The sequence below is a fragment of the Herbaspirillum camelliae genome (assembly GCF_001929405.1).
GTDB lineage: Bacteria > Pseudomonadota > Gammaproteobacteria > Burkholderiales > Burkholderiaceae_D > Herbaspirillum > Herbaspirillum seropedicae.
This window is the reverse complement of sequence record NZ_KV880769.1, coordinates 1,677,752-1,695,067: the sequence shown is the minus strand read 5'-3', so window position 1 is coordinate 1,695,067 and position 17,316 is coordinate 1,677,752. Positions and strand designations below refer to the sequence as shown.

General features: G+C 63.6%; 15 protein-coding genes. 3 read left to right on the top strand and 12 right to left on the bottom strand.

The window, feature by feature from the left end; all coding sequences use genetic code 11:
• Nucleotides 1-3: 3 nt before the first annotated feature.
• The 7 genes from BGK68_RS07495 to BGK68_RS07465 form a co-directional block, all read right to left on the bottom strand.
• Nucleotides 4-585: a mechanosensitive ion channel family protein gene (locus tag BGK68_RS07495; protein ID WP_198937174.1), complete on the bottom strand. Its 582-nt coding sequence runs from the start codon at nt 583-585 to the stop codon at nt 4-6.
• 163 nt (nt 586-748) lie between these two features.
• Nucleotides 749-1,270: a DUF2846 domain-containing protein gene (locus tag BGK68_RS07490; protein ID WP_075256572.1), complete on the bottom strand. Its 522-nt coding sequence runs from the start codon at nt 1,268-1,270 to the stop codon at nt 749-751.
• Entirely contained in the window at nt 1,260-4,481 is a 3,222-nt protein-coding gene (locus tag BGK68_RS07485; protein ID WP_075256571.1) for a CusA/CzcA family heavy metal efflux RND transporter, read from the bottom strand. Before BGK68_RS07485 ends, BGK68_RS07490 begins: the two co-directional genes overlap by 11 nt.
• 29 nt (nt 4,482-4,510) lie before the next feature.
• Entirely contained in the window at nt 4,511-5,773 is a 1,263-nt protein-coding gene (locus BGK68_RS07480) for an efflux RND transporter periplasmic adaptor subunit (protein WP_083657750.1), read from the bottom strand.
• 7 nt (nt 5,774-5,780) lie between these two features.
• The gene (locus BGK68_RS07475; RefSeq protein WP_233149252.1) at nt 5,781-6,935 is read right to left on the bottom strand and encodes a TolC family protein; all 1,155 of its coding nucleotides are present in this window, start codon (nt 6,933-6,935) and stop codon (nt 5,781-5,783) included.
• Nucleotides 6,936-7,135: 200 nt separating this feature from the next.
• On the bottom strand, nt 7,136-7,489 hold the full coding sequence (locus tag BGK68_RS07470; protein WP_075256568.1) for a cobalt transporter: 354 nt from the start codon (nt 7,487-7,489) through the stop codon (nt 7,136-7,138).
• A 240-nt stretch (nt 7,490-7,729) separates the two neighbouring features.
• On the bottom strand, nt 7,730-8,653 hold the full coding sequence (locus BGK68_RS07465; RefSeq protein ID WP_233149251.1) for a LysR family transcriptional regulator: 924 nt from the start codon (nt 8,651-8,653) through the stop codon (nt 7,730-7,732).
• 304 nt (nt 8,654-8,957) lie between these two features.
• Between BGK68_RS07465 and BGK68_RS07460 the strand changes: the two genes are divergently transcribed.
• From BGK68_RS07460 to groL, 3 genes are all read left to right on the top strand, one after another.
• Nucleotides 8,958-9,593 (top strand): diguanylate cyclase, encoded by a 636-nt coding sequence (locus BGK68_RS07460; RefSeq protein WP_075256566.1) that lies wholly within the window; start codon nt 8,958-8,960, stop codon nt 9,591-9,593.
• A 147-nt stretch (nt 9,594-9,740) separates the two neighbouring features.
• Nucleotides 9,741-10,058, top strand: a complete 318-nt coding sequence (locus BGK68_RS07455; RefSeq protein ID WP_075256565.1) for a co-chaperone GroES — start codon at nt 9,741-9,743, stop codon at nt 10,056-10,058.
• A 47-nt stretch (nt 10,059-10,105) separates the two neighbouring features.
• Complete coding sequence (gene groL, locus BGK68_RS07450; RefSeq protein WP_075256564.1) at nt 10,106-11,728, top strand: chaperonin GroEL; 1,623 nt, start codon at nt 10,106-10,108, stop codon at nt 11,726-11,728.
• Between the two features lie 110 nt (nt 11,729-11,838).
• Here the strand turns inward: groL and BGK68_RS07445 are convergent, their stop codons facing one another.
• The 5 genes from BGK68_RS07445 to BGK68_RS07425 are packed head-to-tail and all read right to left on the bottom strand — an operon-like array spanning nt 11,839 to nt 17,273.
• Nucleotides 11,839-13,248 carry an FGGY-family carbohydrate kinase gene (locus BGK68_RS07445; protein WP_083657749.1) on the bottom strand — a complete coding sequence of 470 codons (1,410 nt, stop codon included), beginning with the start codon at nt 13,246-13,248 and terminating at the stop codon, nt 11,839-11,841.
• Nucleotides 13,245-13,559 (bottom strand): L-rhamnose mutarotase, encoded by a 315-nt coding sequence (locus tag BGK68_RS07440; protein ID WP_075256563.1) that lies wholly within the window; start codon nt 13,557-13,559, stop codon nt 13,245-13,247. The genes BGK68_RS07445 and BGK68_RS07440 overlap by 4 nt, the downstream gene beginning before the upstream one ends.
• On the bottom strand, nt 13,559-14,587 hold the full coding sequence (locus BGK68_RS07435; protein WP_198937173.1) for an ABC transporter permease: 1,029 nt from the start codon (nt 14,585-14,587) through the stop codon (nt 13,559-13,561). The genes BGK68_RS07440 and BGK68_RS07435 overlap by 1 nt, the downstream gene beginning before the upstream one ends.
• Nucleotides 14,584-15,642 (bottom strand): ABC transporter permease, encoded by a 1,059-nt coding sequence (locus BGK68_RS07430; RefSeq protein ID WP_083657748.1) that lies wholly within the window; start codon nt 15,640-15,642, stop codon nt 14,584-14,586. The genes BGK68_RS07435 and BGK68_RS07430 overlap by 4 nt, the downstream gene beginning before the upstream one ends.
• Nucleotides 15,633-17,273 carry a sugar ABC transporter ATP-binding protein gene (locus tag BGK68_RS07425; RefSeq protein WP_083657747.1) on the bottom strand — a complete coding sequence of 547 codons (1,641 nt, stop codon included), beginning with the start codon at nt 17,271-17,273 and terminating at the stop codon, nt 15,633-15,635. The genes BGK68_RS07430 and BGK68_RS07425 overlap by 10 nt, the downstream gene beginning before the upstream one ends.
• Nucleotides 17,274-17,316 lie beyond the last annotated feature (43 nt).

Sequence of the window (17,316 nt, the reverse complement as noted above, 5' to 3'; positions counted from 1 at the left end):
GTTTCAGGACAAAGACCCAGACCCATCACTCCACCTACGCACGATCCTCTGGAAGAACAGGCTGTTAGGCAGTTGCAAGGTCGTCTCGCCCCCCTCATGCTCCTCCGCAAGGGTGGTATAGACCAGATTGATGTCGAGCACCCGCCCCTTTAACCCCGGCTTATCGCCACCTTCGAGAACCTCAATCACATCCCCGACCCGGAATGGCTGGGTGGTGTAGATCAGGATGGCGCAGAACAGGTTGGACAGCACGCTCCACGCGGCGAAGAACGCCACTGCGCCCACCGCCGCAAATCCGGTAAAGGCAGACCATAGCGCGGCGCTGGAAACACCCATGCGTTCCAGCGCCCACAGCAGCGCGCCACCATAGACAAAGAACCCGAGCACGCGCTGCGTCAGTGCGGCCGCTTTGTTAGGAAATCCGTAGGTGAGCGCCAGCCTGCCAATCAGCATCCTGGCCACGCGCATGATCGCCAATGCGCCGAGCACGATCAGGATGACCTCTGCGGTCGGCACTAGAACATCGAACCAGTCGGCCAGCCATTGGGGCAGGCCGTCATGTATCGATTGCAGAAATTTACTCATTCAACTCCTCTTTTATCAGGGACGGGATCTCATCGACTTGCCTGAATAGTTCAACGATGAATAGCGCCGGATCGAAAATTATAAAAGAGCGAAGGATAAGACACCGAGGATCGACCAAAAAAAGGGGCGCACAATGCGCCCCCTGCTCCATGAGCAGATTCGCTCAGTCGGTGTTGGTGACGACCAGATCAAGCGGCTGCATCGACTCTCTCGCACGTCCTTGGCTGACCGGCTTGATGGTCGGTTCAGCCGAAAGCAGGTGCTCTACGATCTGGTATTCCAGGAAGGCCTCCTTTGTCATCTCGACCGGGATCGATACGGTCTTCCTCTCCTCCACAGTCACCTTGATCGTATGCGTTCCCGGCCTCAGCTTTATCCGGGCGAAGGTCTTCGGCCCCAACTCTGCATGCAATACATCATCCACGAAAATCCTGGATTTGATGCTGCGCTGCTGGGAATACGGCCTCGTCACGTACAGATAGCCCCATCCCTCGGGCGCAGGCGCCAATGCCTTGGCCTCATCCTCATGAGCATCGTCATGCAGCGGCACCGCTACGCAGGTGCTGGACTGCTGCAAGATCGTGCAGGGAACGCTGTCACGTGCAGGCGCAGCACATGCGGACATCAAGATTGCGGACGCTGCCAGCAGAGACACCTTCGTATAGCGCTTGGTATCAGTAGCCATGGTGATTTCCCTTCACGGTGGATGAATGCTTGACCCAGAATTTCCAGAACGGCGGGCGTGATAGCGGACCTGCGGGATTGTCTTCTTCGTCCTTGTCATGGGCCAGCTTGTACAACAGCGGCAACACCAGCAAGGTGAGCGCGGTCGAGGACAGGATGCCTCCAATCACCACCGTGGCCAGGGGACGCTGCACCTCTGCGCCGGTGCCGGTGGCCAGCGCCATCGGCACAAATCCCAGCGAGGCCACCATCGCGGTCATCAGGACCGGACGCAGGCGCGTCATTGCCCCTTCATGAATGGCCTCATCCAGCGTACGCCCTTCTTCCCGCAGGCTCCGGATGAACGAGATCATGACCAGACCGTTGAGCACCGCAACGCCGGACAGGGCGATGAAACCCACCGCCGCCGAGATCGACATTGGAATGCCGCGCATGGCCAGCGCCAGAATGCCGCCCGTCAGTGCAAACGGAATGCCGGTGAACACCAGCAGGCCGTCTTTGACATTGCTGAACATCGCAAACAACAGCACGAAGACCATCAGCAAGGCGACCGGGATGACGATCTGCAATCGCTGCGTTGCCGATTGCAGGTTCTCGAACTGGCCGCCCCAGGTCGTCCAGTAGCCGGCGGGTACCTTGACCGCAGACTGCAGCTGGCGCTCGGCCTCGGCCACGAAACCGCCCAGATCGCGCCCGCGCACATTGGCGCTGACCACGATGCGGCGCTTGCCATCCTCGCGGCTGATCTGGTTGGGGCCGGGGGCGATCGTCAGGGACGCGACCTCACCCAGCGGCACATAGCTCACGCGCGTGGCGCCCTCCTGTGGCGGCAGGGCAATCGGCAGCCGTCGGATGGCCTCCAGATCGGTACGGGCCTGGTCCGGCAGGCGCACCACGATGCCGAAGCGACGGTCGCCCTGGAACATCGTGCCGGCTTCCTTGCCGCCGATGGCGGTGGCGATCGTGTCCTGGATGTCGGAGACATTGAGGCCGTATCGGGCCGTCTTCTCACGGTCGATCTCCACCGTCAGCATGGGCAGGCCGGTGGTCTGCTCGATCTTCACTTCGGTGGCGCCGGGGATCTTCTCCAGGACGGCCGATATCTTGCTGGCGGTGTCGTTGAGCACCTGCATGTCGTCACCGAAGACCTTCACCGCCACATCGCTGCGCACGCCGGAGATCAGTTCGTTGAAACGCAGCTGGATGGGTTGCGAGAACTCGTAGCTGTTGCCGGGGATCTTCGCGACCTCTTCCTGGATCGCCTCCAGCAGCTCCTCGCGGCTCTTCTTCGGTTCGGGCCACTGCTCTTGCGGCTTGAGCATGATGTAGCCATCCGATATGTTGGGCGGCATCGGGTCGGACGCCACTTCCGCCGTGCCGGTGCGGGCGAATACGCGCTCCACTTCGGGGAATTTCTGCTTCAAGGTCTTCTCGATCTGCTTCTGCATCTCCAGCGACTGGGTCAGGCTGGTGCCGGGAATGCGCAGCGCCTGGATCGCCATGTCGCCTTCATTGAGGCTGGGCACGAATTCCGAGCCAAGACGGCTGGCGACGACGCCGCAGACGAGGATCAACGCGCCGGCAAAGGTGAGGGCGACGGGCTTGTTTTCCATGATCGTCTTGAGCATCGGCTCATACAGACGCTTGGCCCAGAGCATCAAGATGTTCTCTTTCTCGGCGACCTTCTCGCCGATGAACAAGGCAATGGCGGCCGGAATGAAGGTGACCGAGAGGATCATCGCGCCGATCAGGGCGGCAACGACGGTAAAGGCCATCGGCGTGAACATCTTGCCTTCGACGCCGGTGAGCGCAAACATGGGCAGGTACACGATCATGATGATCAGCTGACCAAAGATCAGCGGACGGCGCGCTTCCTTGGCGGCGGCGAACACTTCGTGGAAGCGCTCGCTGCGCGTCAAGGTACGGCCATGGTGCGCCTGGGCGTGCGCCAGCCTGCGTACGCAATTCTCCACGATCACCACGGCGCCATCGATGATGATCCCGAAGTCCAGCGCCCCCAGACTGAGCAGGTTCGCGCTCACCTTGTTGGAGACCATGCCGGTGAACGTGAACAGCATAGCCAGGGGAATCACCATTGCCGTGATGATGGCGGCGCGGATGTTGCCGAGGAAGACGAAGAGCACGGCCACCACCAGCAAGGCGCCTTCGACCAGGTTCTTCTTGACCGTGGCGATGGCCTTGTCGACCAGGACCGTACGGTCATAGACGGTGACCGCTTCGACGCCCTTGGGCAAGCTGCGGTTGATCTCTTCCATCTTCCTGGCGACGGCCTGCGAGACCTTGCGACTGTTCTCGCCGATCAGCATGAAGACGGTGCCGAGCACCACTTCACGGCCGTTCTCGGTGGCTGCACCGGTGCGTAGTTCACGTCCGATCTCGACCTCGGCCACATCGCGTATCCGGATGGGAACGCCTTTGACGTTGGCCAGAACGATGTTGCCGATGTCTTCGATCGAGGCTACCTGGCCCGGTGCGCGGATCAGATATTGCTCGCCACGCCGCTCGATGTAGCCGGCGCCGACATTGCTGTTGTTCTTTTCCAGCGCCTTGATGATGGTGTCCATCGTCATGCCGTAAGAGACCAGCTTCTCTGCGGACGGTGCGACCAGGTACTCCTTGGCGAAGCCGCCGATGGTGTTGATCTCGGTCACACCGGGAACCAGCCGCAGTTGCGGCTTGATGACCCAGTCCTGGATTTCCCGCAGGTCCGTCGCGGTATAGGGGGTGCCGTCGGGCTTGCGCGCGTCGTCCCGGCTTTCCACCGTCCACAGGTAGATTTCCCCCAGGCCGGTGGAAATCGGCCCCATGCCCGGATCGATGCCTGGCGGCAGCTGGCTCCTGGCCTGCAGGATGCGCTCATTGACCAGTTGGCGGGCGAAGTAGATGTCCGTGCCATCCTTGAAGATGACCGTCACCTGGGACAGGCCGTAGCGGGACAGGGACCGCACCTGTTCCAGATTGGGCAGGCCGGACATCACCGTCTCGATCGGATAGCTGATGCGTTGCTCGGCCTCCAGCGGCGAATACCCGGGCGCGGAGGTGTTGATCTGGACCTGCACATTGGTAATGTCGGGCACGGCGTCAATGGGCAGCTTCTGGTAGCTGTAGACGCCATAGGCGCCCATCCCCAGCACCGCGAGCAGGACCAGCCATCGATGCTCGATGGCGAAGCGAATGATGCGTTCAAACATGATTGTCGTCTCTCTCGAAGTCGCCGGTCTTAGTGGCTATGCTCGGCGGAACCCTTGCCCAGCTCGGCCTTGATGGCGAAGCTGCCGGTGGCGGCATATTCGGCGCCGGCGTTGAGGCCGGATCGGATTTCCACGAACTTGCCGTTGCTGCGTCCGGTGACGACCTGCTGGGCCGCAAAGCCGCCAGGCACGCGCACGAAGACGACGCTCTTCTCTTCCACGGTCTGCAGCGCATCCACCGAGACCGCCACGGGCACTTGCGCCTCGTCCGACACCACCTCGACATTCACGAACAGACCGGGGCGCCAGCTGTCATCCGGATTGGGCAGGATCACGTGGGCCTTGGCGGTGCGGCTCTGTTCGCCGATCAGGGAGCCGACGTAGGAGATCTTGCCGCTCGCGCTGGCGTCGAAGGCGGTGGCGCGAACGGTGACCTTCTCGCCCGCGCGGACGAACTGCATGTCCTTGGGCGAGACGATGATCTCGGCCCATACGCTGCTGAGGTCCGAAATGAGGAAGGCGTTGGCGTCTTCCTTGACCGCCTCGCCCAGGCCCAGGTGTTTTTCCACAACGACGCCATCAAATGGCGCGCGGATTTCATAACGGTTCAGGCCACCGGAGGACGCCGTCGCACCGATGGCGCGCAGCTTCTGCTGGGCGTTGCGCACGGCCACTTCGGCTTCACGCAATGCGGCCTGGGCTTGCAGGTAGTCTTGTTCGGCGGAGATCTTCTGTTCCCACAGGTGCTTCTCGCGTTGATAGGCGGTCCTGGCCAGGGCCAGGCGCTGCTCGGCGTTGAGCAACTCGGATCGCTGTTCCGACACGGCGCTGCTGTTGATCACCGCCAGGACTTGTCCCTTCCTGACCTTCTGGCCCAGCTTGGCCGAGACCGATTCCACGATGCCGGCCACCTGCGGCACGACGTGCGCAGTGCGGTCTTCGTTGAAACGGATCTCGCCCGGCAGTTGCACGCTGCTGTTCAAGATCATGGGGCCAGCTGTCTTCACCTCGATGCCGGCGGTCGCGATCTGCTCAGGGTTCAACGCGATCTTGCCCTCTTCCCTGGAGGGCTCAGCGTCGTGGTGCTCCCCCTCGCCGTGTTCTGCGGAGTCCTTGTGCTCGCCGCCTTTCTCTTCGCCGTGGTGCTCGTTATCCTTGTGGCCGCTCTCCTCCTGGTGTGCGGAGGATTTTTCTGCGCCGGCTGGAGTACCGGCCTGCATCAGGCTGATCCCCGACAAGATTGCGGCGATGGCGATGATCGCCGCGATGGCGAATTTCTGCTTCCTGGTCATGTTGTTCTCACTCTGCTGAAGGGGTCTCATTGCCGGCCAGACGATCCAGGTCTGCGGCGGCCTGGAATGCGGTGGAAAGCGCTTTCCAGTACTGCGCCTTGGCCTGGAAATAGGTGCGCTGCGCGTCCAGTACATCCAGGTAGGCGAACTTGCCCAGTTCGAATCCTGTGCGCGCGGCCTGGTAGGCGCTGTGTGCGCCGGGGACGATCTCGTTGCGCAAGGCAGCGGCTTCTTCCCTGGCGTTGCGCAGGCGTTCGAAGCTCTTGGCGGCCTCGCTCTGCATCTGCACCTCCACGATGGACAGTTCGTCGCGGGCGATGTCGACGCGCTTCAAGGCTTCCAGCTCGTTGCCCTTGTTGCTGTCCAGCACCGGGATGGGAACGGAGAAGCCGACCACCCACATGTTTCTGGCATTGGATTCGTCACGCTTGTTACCAAAACTGAGATTCACGTCCGGTGTGCGCTTGCTGGTCTCTATCCGCGCCAGTGCGCGGCGGCGCTCTACTTCCAGCTGCGCCAGCTTCACCGCCGGTCCCACAGCCACCTTCCCGGTGAGCTGTGCGATTGAAGGGAGCACTGGCAAGGTTTCGACGCCGCCCTCCGTGAGCTCGAAGGCATTGCCGACCGCCCCCCAGAACGTCGCCAGTTTCTTCTGCGCGAGCAGCACATCGCTGTCGGCCTGGTGCAATTCCAGTTGCGCACTGGATTCGGCCACTCTGGCCTTGGTCTGCTCGACCGGCGAGATCTTGCCCGCCGTGACGCGACGGCCGGTCATGTCCGCCGCGGTCTTGGCCAGTCCCAGCAACTCCTTGGCCAGGCGTTGGCGTTCCATCGCGACCATGACCTCGTAATAGGCCGCGATCACCCCTGCGCGAATCTCGGTGCGCTTGGCGGCGTAGTCCAGCAAGGCCATCTCCCGTGTGCGCTGGGCGGCTTCGATACGGGCGCTGCGCTTGCCGCCGAGTTCAATGGGTTGGGTGATCTGGTAGGTGGTGGTGCGGCTGGACTTGCGGAAGTCCTCCATCAGCGCCGAGAACTCAGGATTGGGCCGTGCTCCCGCCTGGATGATGGTGGCCTCGACCGCCTCGATTTCCTTGCGGGCGGCGGCCAGGGTCTTGTTCTGCTCGAGCGCCAGGCTGATGGCTGCCGGCAGCGACAGCAAGCGAGGCTCTTGAGCAAGAGACGAGGCGGTGTGGGATTGGGGGTGTTCCGTGTTTGCAGGCGCAGTGTCCTGCGCATGGCTGACGCCGGCTGCAAGCAGCCCGAGCGCCAGCAAAATGCTGTGCCGATACATCGAATTCTCCGGTGATGAAAAGGGGAATCCGGCGAGAGCGCGTGGGGGTGCGGGTCAGTCTCGCCGAGTCAGGCGGCGAGCGGCCAATTGGGCTTGTCAGGCCCATCGGCGATATGGGAGGCGGGATGAAGGAGGTAAGCCGGATGCGCCTTTTGCTGAGGCGCCAGCGGAACGGCCACGCTCAAGCGGCAGATGTCCAGCGACTTGATGCAAGAAAAATGGCACAGGGAACAGTCAGCGTCGCTAACGCTGGGCGCTGGTTTCTCGGTCCCTGTTGGCGCATCTGCTGTGGCGGAAGGATGTTCGTGATGCCCCAGATGGGTCGTGATCCGTTCGCTTTCTTCCTGGCAATACGCCGCCACTGCCGCCCAGGAGAGCTGCATCGGCAACAACAAAGCAAGCAGGACAATCAGTGCGCGCATGGGAAGAAAAGGAGGATAGCCGCCGACCGGACCGATCGTTAGCGAGGAGCTGGGCGTGCTACATGGCCAGTCATCGGCGGCGATTATGCATCATGACAGGCCCACTGTCAGTGCGAAAAATCGTCGGGGTGGATTCTACGGCGAGGCTGCGTACAAAAAGATTGCCCAGTGATTACAGCTTTGTAATGAATGCCGTACGGAAAATGGAAGGCCTGGCCCCATGCCGGCGCTGCCACCCTGTCATCCCTCCTGCCTGAGCGGATGCCGGCTGCGGAAATAGTCTTGAATATGCTCCACGCACACGAGCACCTTCTGCGGCACCTGGTCACGGTAGTTGGTGGACAGGAAGGCACAGTAACCATTGGCCGTCCACTCCGGCAGCACCCGTTGCAGCCGGCCGGCGTCGAGGTCTTCCTGTACCTTGGTCTGCAGCAGCCGCGCCACGCCATGTCCCTGCAAGGTCAACTTGTGCAATGAATGGGTGTGGTTCACCGAGATGCGCGGTGTCAGGCGCATCTGCACCTGCTGTCCGTGGCGGTCACGCAGGCCCAGTTCCATGGTCGAGCCCAGCGGCGTAAAGAACATGAACTCATGCCCCATCAAATCCTCGGGCGTACGGATGGGTGCGGATCGTTGCAGGTAGGCCGGCGCTGCGCACAGCACTGATTCCAGCGGGGCCAGGAACACATCCTCCGGCCCGGGTGCCTTGCCCGCGCGCAAGGCGATATCGACGCCCTTTTCCATCAGATCGACGTTATGGTCGTTGACGTCGATATTGATGCGCAGCTTGGGATGGTTCTGGATCAGGCCTTCCAGCGCCGGCACCAGATATTCGGAAGCCATGAAGCTGGAGGTGGCGATACGCAGTTCACCGACCACTTCCTTGTGCAGGTTCTCGGCGGTCTGGCGGGCCTCATTGGCCAGCACGACGATGCGCGCGCAATTGGCATAGAAGGTCTGCCCGGCTTCGGTGAGACTGAGCTTGCGGGTGGTCCGATGCAATAGCGTCATTCCCATGGCGGCTTCGAGGGCGCTGATGTGCTGGCTGACCGAAGACGAACTCAGCCCCAGCGCGCTGGCCGCTCCGGAGAAGCTGCCCATTTCAACTACCCTGGAAAAGATCACCATGCGCGGCAGGTAATCCATGACATCGTTTTTTATCATTGCGGTTTCGTGATTGCGTTGCGCGAGGCCCCGGACTTCGGGCGCTGCCACCGCAAACCCGCGTGCTGTCTTGGCGCAGGCCATTTGGGGAGAATGCCTAGGCCAGGCAAGGATGAGACTCTAGTGCAGATCGGTGCTTTTGATTAGCGGCAGAAAATTGAGAGATGTGTTCAACAGAACCGCGGAATGGAAGCGATCCTCCTCGCCACCGCGAGGGATTGAAATTCCAGCTCGACAACTTCTAGAATAAGCGCACAGAGTTGCCGACACCCTTGCCACCGTCCCGCTACAGGAGATTTGATCGATGGAAATCTTCGACAACGTCACGGCCCAGATGGAAGCCATCCGGCTGCCGCTCTATGCGGTCAGCGTCAGCGCTGCCCATGCAGCGGACAGTCCGCTTTATCTGTTCCTCCACTGGCATGGTTTTCAACGCGCCACCCCGCTGCATTTGCCGGGGATAACGATTCCGCCCAGGCCCGTGCCCAGTTCACTGCTGCAGGTGGACGGCCCTTGGTATTCCGATTTGCTGCGCGACGAAGTGGTGCTGCAGTTGGCCTGGCGACTGGGCGCCTGGGATGTCAGGCGCACCTACGCGCGCGCTTGCAATGAAATCGGTGCGCCGCCCCGAGAGGCGTTGCAATGCCGTCAGGCTTTCGGCGAGGGTGACGAGGATCACCCCGTCACCCTCGACGAGACCCCGCAGGGGCGACGCGACGCCATGCAGCTCGCGGCCCGCCGGGGCTACTGGCGCTGGCTGTTCCATCCGGTCAAGGGCGGCTTGTGGTCGCAACTGGCGCAGGATGACGAAACCCTGGCCAGCGATGGCGCACGTGCTGGCCCCTGTCCCGTAGCGCCGCTGCCGAGCGAGGGGTGCGGGCGGCAGACGGTCTATCGCATGGGGCGCATCACGCGGCTGATCCTGCCGCGCCGGTTGTAACAATCAGTTACAAATTGAGTCCGGCGCGGGTCTTGATAAGGCCGCCAGTGAGACCTATTTCCTGCATCGCCGAATTTGCAAGGCCGGGATCGCCAGATCCCTGATTCTCTTTTCTTCACGTGACATTGACCATTCTGGAGATTGAACATGAAACTTCGTCCCCTTTATGACCGAGTGATCGTCAAGCGAATCGAACATGAGCGCCAGACCGCCTCGGGCATCGTCATTCCCGACAGCGCCACCGAAAAGCCCGAGCAGGGCGAAGTGCTGGCCGTAGGCAATGGCCGCGTCCTGTCCGATGGCAGCCTGCGCGCGCTGCAGCTCAAGGTCGGTGACCTGGTGCTCTTTGGCAAGTACGCCGGGCAGACCGTCAAGCTCGATGGCGAGGAACTGCTGGTCCTGCGCGAGGAAGACATCTTCGGTGTCTTCGAGCCTGCCGCCGTGCAGGACAGGAAAGCCGCCTGACGCGGCCCATCCCCGCCCCCCTATTCCCTAGTTCGTGGAGACCTAACATGAGTGCGAAACAAGTGAAGTTTCATGACACTGCCCGCGCCCGCATCGTCAAGGGCGTCAACGTGCTGGCCGACGCCGTCAAGGTGACCCTCGGCCCCAAGGGCCGCAATGTGCTGCTGGACCGCAGCTTCGGTGCACCGGTGATCACCAAGGACGGCGTCTCGGTGGCCAAGGAAATCGAATTGAAGGACCGCCTCGAAAACATGGGCGCCCAGGTCGTCAAGCAGGTCGCCTCCAAGACCGCTGACGTGGCGGGCGACGGCACCACCACCGCCACGGTGCTGGCGCAGTCCATCGTGCAGGAAGGCATGAAGTATGTCGCCGCCGGCATGAATCCCATGGACCTCAAGCGCGGCATCGACAAGGCCGTGGCCGCCGCCATCGATGAGCTCAGGAAGATTTCCCGCCCCATCACCACCAACAAGGAAATCGCGCAGGTCGGTGCGATCTCGGCCAATTCGGACGAGGCCATCGGCAACATCATCGCCCAGGCCATGGACAAGGTCGGCAAGGAAGGCGTGATCACGGTGGAAGACGGCAAGTCGCTGGAGAACGAGCTCGACGTGGTCGAAGGCATGCAGTTCGACCGGGGTTACCTGTCGCCCTACTTCATCAATGATCCGGACAAGCAACTGTGCCAGCTCGATGATCCGCTGGTGCTGCTGTATGACAAGAAGATTTCCAGCATCCGTGAACTGCTGCCGGTGCTGGAGATGACGGCCAAGGCCGGCAAGCCGCTCTTCATCGTGGCCGAGGATATCGATGGCGAAGCACTGGCCACCCTGGTGGTGAACTCGGTGCGGGGCGTGCTGAAGGTGGCTGCGGTGAAGGCACCGGGCTTCGGCGACCGCCGCAAGGCCATGCTGGAAGACCTGGCCGTGCTGACCGGCGGCACCGTCATCTCGGAAGAAACCGGCAAGAGCCTGGAGAAGACCACGCTGGAAGACTTGGGCAGCGCCAAGCGCGTCGAGGTGCGCAAGGACAGCACCACCGTCATCGATGGTGCAGGCGCCCAGGACAAGATCGATGCGCGCGTCAAGGCAATCCAGGCCCAGATCGAGGAAGCCACCAGCGACTACGACCGCGAGAAGCTGCAGGAACGCGTGGCCAAGCTGGCCGGTGGCGTGGCCGTGATCAAGATCGGTGCGGCCACCGAAGTGGAAATGAAGGAAAAGAAGGACCGCGTCGACGACGCCCTGCATGCCACCCGGGCAGCGGTGGAAGAAGGTATCGTGCCCGGTGGCGGCGTGGCGCTGCTGCGCGCACGTGCGGCCATCAGCAAGCTGGAAGGCGCCAATGCCGACCAGAACGCCGGCATCCAGATCGTCCTGCGCGCCCTGGAAGCGCCGCTGCGCGTGATCGCCACCAACGCCGGCGACGAGCCTTCGGTGGTGGTGGCCAAGGTGTATTCCGGCAAGGGCAACTTCGGCTATAACGCCGCCAATGGAGAGTACGGCGACATGGTTGAACTGGGCGTGGTCGATCCCACCAAGGTCACCCGCACCGCCTTGCAGAATGCGGCCTCGGTGGCGGCCTTGATCCTGACTACGGATGCGACCGTGGCCGAGGCGCCGGCGGAGGAGAAAGAAGCCAGCCCTGCTGCCGCCGCCCTGGATATGTGAACCGGGTGCGCGATCCGGATAGATCGCACCGTTCATGAGGAAAAATCTGACGCCCGCTTGATGCGGGCGTTTTTTTTGAATGGCGCGTATCCCTTCCTGATCGAGAATCCCTACGCCGCTACCCGCTCAAGTTCACCGAGCTTGCGCAGCCAATCCTCCCGATAGGCCGCCAGCCCGCGCAGCGCAAGCGGCTCGGCCGGCAGCAATGCGGGCAGCGTCGCAGTTTCCGGAGTGCGCTCCCACCGATCCAGCAGCCATCCACCCAAGGTCGTCCCGCTGGCATCGCTGGAGCGATAGACCGTGCGCGAGACCAGCGCCGCCAATAGCGCTGCGAAGTGCGGATTGGCCGTAAAGCTGCCTTCGACGACGATCTCGCCCGGGGCGTCCAGCGCATCCAGGCAATACGCGGTCATCAGCGCGCAGTACAGCGTGGCCAGCGCATAGCGGCCGCCGGGCTGCGGCGGCATCTGGCCGACGATGCTGCCGCGGCGTCCGGCAAACGGGCCGCCGCATTCCGAAAAACAGGGCAAGGCAAAGACCTGCGCATCGATCAGGGCCTGCAATTGTTCAGCGCTGCAGGGGAGATCATCACCGGCAATCTGCGCAAATTCCCGTCCCCCCATGAAGCGCATGCAGGCCACTGGTGCGCCCAGCACGTTGACGTTGGCGAGCATGTCGGCCTCTTCCCGCAGGCCGCTCACGCGCCCATCGAGCGCGGCGGCGATGAGCCAGGTGCCGCTGGAGAGCACGATGCGCGGCCCGCCGCCATCACCGCGCAGATAGCGCAGCAAGGAGGCATTGCTGTCATGCACGCCGCACAGGATGGCGCAGTCGGCAGGCAGGCCGGTGCGCTGCACAAGCTCCGGACGCAAGGGCCCCAGCCGTTCCCAGCCCGAGCGCAAGGGCGGCATCAGCTGCGTCCAGTTGCATTGCGCCGACAGCGATGAATAGCACTGCTGCCCTGGCTGCCACAGGTCGGTATGGCAACCCAGCGAACTGAGCTCGCCCGCCGCCACCCCAGAAAGCCGCCAGGACCAGTATTGCGGATACATCAGCAGATGGCGGGCGCGGGCGAAGGCCTCCGGATAGCACTGCGACTGCCAGTAGAGCTGCCGGCCCAGGTTCAAGCCCATGCCCAGCAGCGGCGATGCACTCTGCGCGAAGGGCGGGCGCAGCGATTCGTAGGGACGATGCGCGGGCGCCAGCGCAAAGTCGTGTTCGTAATCCGCCACCGGCAGCACGATGCCGGCCTCATCCACCAGCGCCGCCGTCGCCCCATGGGTGACCGGGACGATGGCGCGGATGCGCCATTGGCGCGCCAGGGTGGCGAGATTCTCCAGCAGCCAGGCCTCGATGGCGGCCACGTCGTGGTGCGGATAGGGACCGTCCTGGCGCGGCTGGTTGGGACGGCGTCGCACGGCCAGCTCCTGCCCGTGCTCATCGACCAGGGTCAGCTTGATGTTGGTCTTGCCGATGTCGAAGACGGCGATGGCCGTCGTAGGGGTGGCGGATTGCATCATGGCAGATGGAACATCGGGATCAGGGGCTGCGTCAGCGGCTGATAGTTGCGCGAGGTCTCCATCAGGTCGGCCATCGAGGTCCACCAGCGCTGCATCAGGGGATTGAGCGGCAGGCTGTCCATGCAATGATCCGGCGTTCGCCGCAGCACCGCGAAAAGCTTGCCGCTGTCGGCCTCGAGGAAGATGCTGTAGTCGCGCACGCCGGCCTGGTGCAGCAGCACGGCCAGTTCCGGCCACAAGGCGTCATGCCGGGCGCGATACTGCTCGGCGCAGCCAGGGCGCAGCTGCATGGTGAAGGCGATCTGTTCCATCACCGCCCTGCCCCCTGCCGGCCGCGCAGCAGGCGCGGTATTGCAATGGTGGCCAGCAGCAGCGCACCGACCACGATGGTCATGATGATGCCGGGGATGTTGGCCAGCGCCAGCCCATAGGTGAGCATGCCCATGACCAGCACCGACAGCATCACACCGCCGATAGTGCCGGTACCACCGGCAATGCTCACGCCGCCCAGAATGACCACCGTGATGATCTCCAGCTCCCAGCCCATGGCGATGTTGGGACGGGTGCTGCCGATGCGTCCGGTCAGGAAGAAGGCCGCCAGGCCCGCCATCGCGCCGGTCAGCACGAACAGCGCCAGCCGGTAGCGGTCCACCGCCACGCCGGAGAAACGCGCCGCCACCGGATTATTGCCGATGGCATAGAGACGGCGGCCCCAGCGGGTGACGTGCAGCAGCACGGCGAACACCACGGCGGCCAGCAGCCAGACCACGAAGGGGCGCGGCAGGACATCGAAGAAGTAGCCCTGTCCCCAGTCGCCCAGCACCTCCGGGTACTGGGTAAAGGCCTGGTCACCCAGCACCACGCTGGCCAGTCCACGAAAGAGCGACATCGAGCCGATGGTCACCACGATGGAAGGCAGGCCCAGGCGCGTGACCAGCGCGCCATTGAGCAGGCCGCAGGCGGTGCCGGTGGCGATGGCCACCAGCAGCAGCCCGAGCGGCGGCACGCCGGCCTGGTTGGCCAGGCCCATGGCCACCGAGGCCAGCGCGATGATGGCCGAGACCGAGATGTCGATCTCGCGGCAGATGATCAGCAAGGCCATCGGCAAGGCGATCATGGCCTTCTCGCTGAAGTTGAAGGTGCTGTCGGCGAGGTTGTAGGGATCGAAGAAATGCGGCAGCAGCAGGCCATTGACCGCGCACACCAGTACCAGCAGGATGGCCAGCAAGGCCTCCCAGTGGCGCAGCAGGTCGCGGGGCTGGAAGCGCGCCTTCTCGTCGATGCGATAACGGGACCGTGGCGGGGACGCCGGCTCGTTCATGCTGCTCATGCTGCTCATGCTCTACTCCCGGTGATGGCGGACTTGTGCCCGTGCAAGGGCAGGATCTGCTTGCGGCGGCCCTGCTTGCCACGGGCATTGAGCACCACGGCGCAGAGGATGACCAGGCCGGTCAGGGCGCTCTGCCAGAAGGGCGAGATGCGCATGATCGGCAGGGCATTGTTGATCACCGACAGGAACAGCGCGCCCAGCACCGCTCCGCTGACCTGGCCGACGCCACCGGCGATGCTCACGCCGCCGATCACGCAGGCGGCGATGACAGTCAGCTCAAACCCGTAGGCAATCTCGGTATAGGCCACCGCATAGCGCGCCACCCACAGATAACCGGCCAGCCCCGCCATGGCGCCGGACAGGCCATAGGTCCACAGCAAGCGTCCACGGCTGGCAATGCCGACATAGGCCGCTGCGGCGGGATCGTTGCCGATGGCGTAGAGGTCGCGGCCAAAGCGCGTATGGCGCGCCAGGAACCAGATCGCCACCACCGCCAGCGCGCCCAGCCAGACCAGGTGCGTCAGGCCGCCCAGCCGCGCCAGCGGGAAGGCGATGAAATCAGCCGGCATGTTGCGCGAAGACACCCACGCGCCGCCCGAGAGCACGAACACCATGCCGCGATAGACGCTCATGCTGCCCAGCGTCACCACGATGGGCGGCAGTTCCAGATAACCGATCAGCCAGCCATTGAGCAGCCCCAGCAGCAGGCCGATCAGCACCGCCATGAGGATGAACACGCCCACCGGCAGCGCCGGGAAATGCATCGCCAGCAGCGCCGACATCATGCCCGACAGCGCCAGGTTGGAAGCCACCGACAGGTCGATGCCGCGGGTGAGGATCACCAGCATCTGCGCCAGTGCCAGCATGATGGTGATGGCGCTGTCGGTGAGCAGGTTGTCCATGCTCTGCGCACTGAGGAACACCGGTGCGCGCAAGCCCACCAGCAAGATCAGCACCACCGTCAGCAGCGCCAGCAGCGGTTCGCGGCGCTGCCACAGCGGTTCTCCGGCCTCGCGGCCCGGGGCGCTGGAAGCGCGCAGGGAAGTCAGGAAATTCAATGCCATGTGGTCTCTCCGGCAAGGCTTGCGGTGGCAGCATCGGCGTGCAGGCCGCCCGAGGCAGCGGCGGCCAGCGCCTCGGCGCTGGCGTCGGCGCGGTTGAAGACCTGTTGCACGCGGCCCTGGTGCATGACCACGATGCGGTCCGACATGCCCATCACTTCCGGCAGTTCTGAAGACACCAGGATCACCGCCAGGCCTTGCGCCACCAGTTCACCGATGAAGCGATGCACGGCGGCCTTGGAGCCGATGTCGATACCCTTGGTCGGTTCATCCAGGATCAGCACGCGCGGCTGCGTGGCCAACCACTTGGCCAGCACTACCTTCTGCTGGTTACCGCCCGAGAGCTGCGCCACATGCTGGTGGAAATGGCTGGCCTTGAGTTCGAGCTGTTCGCACAGGCGGCGGGCGATGTCGATCTCGCGGCGGCGATGGCGGCGCAGGAAGAAGCCGATGCCAGGCAGCACCGGCAAGGTGATGTTCTGGAAGATCGGCAGGGACAGCAAGGCGCCCTGGCGCTGGCGGTCTTCCGGGACATAGGCCAGGCCATGGGCGATGGCCTGGGCGGGCGAACACAGCTTGACCTCGCGGCCATCGATGCAGACGGCGCCCTGCGCCTCGGGCGAGAGCCCGAACAGCGCATGCATGACCTCCGAGCGCCCGGCCCCGACCAGTCCATAGAAGCCCAGGATCTCGCCAGGCCGCACGGCAAAGCTGACGTCATCGAATTCGCTGGGGTGGGACAAGTGCTTGACCTCCAGCACCGGCGCAGTCCCGTCCTTGGTGTTGCTGGCGGCGCGGCTGAACACCTGGCCGACCTCGCGTCCCACCATCAGGGCCACCAGTTGCTGCTCGGTGATGTCGGCCAGTTCGCCGCTGGCGATGAAGCGGCCATCGCGCAGCACCGTATAGCGGTCGGCCACGGTATAGATCTCGTCGAACTTGTGGGAGATGAAGATGACCGCCGTGCCAGCGCGACGCAGTTGCCCGATGATCCGGTACAGCTCGCCGATCTCGTGGTGCGACAGCGCAGCGGTGGGTTCGTCCATGATCACCACCTGCGCCTGTTGCGACAGGGCCCGTGCGATCTCCACGAAATGACGCTGCGCCACGCTCAGGTCCTTGACCCGTGCGCGCACCGGCAGGTCCACTTCGAGACGGGCGAACAAGGCGCGCGCCTCGTCCTCCATGCGCCGCCAGTCGATGCGCCGGGGCGTGCCGCACAGCGGCTGGCGACCGATCCAGATGTTCTCGGCCACGCTCAGTTCCTCGAACATCACCGTCTCCTGATGCACAGCGGTGATGCCGCCGCGCATCGCATCCTGGGCGCTGGCAAAGCGCACTTCGCGCCCGCCCAGATGGATGCTGCCTTCGTCGGGCTGATGAATGCCGGTGAGGATCTTGACCAGCGTGGACTTGCCCGCGCCATTCTCGCCCAGCAGCGCCATGACTTCGCCGGGGCGCACCGTGAAACCGACATCCTGCAGCGCCACCACGCCCTGGAAGCGCTTGCCGATGCCGGACAAGGACAGCACGGGCGCGGTGCTGTCATCAGCGACGGCGCGCATGGCGCTGCGCGCAGGCGCCTGGGGAGGATGCAATGCAGTCCCTGGGATGGACATGACGTGACTAGACATGAATAGACCGTGAGCGTAAGCAGGGAAGAAAGGAGCGCCGGGC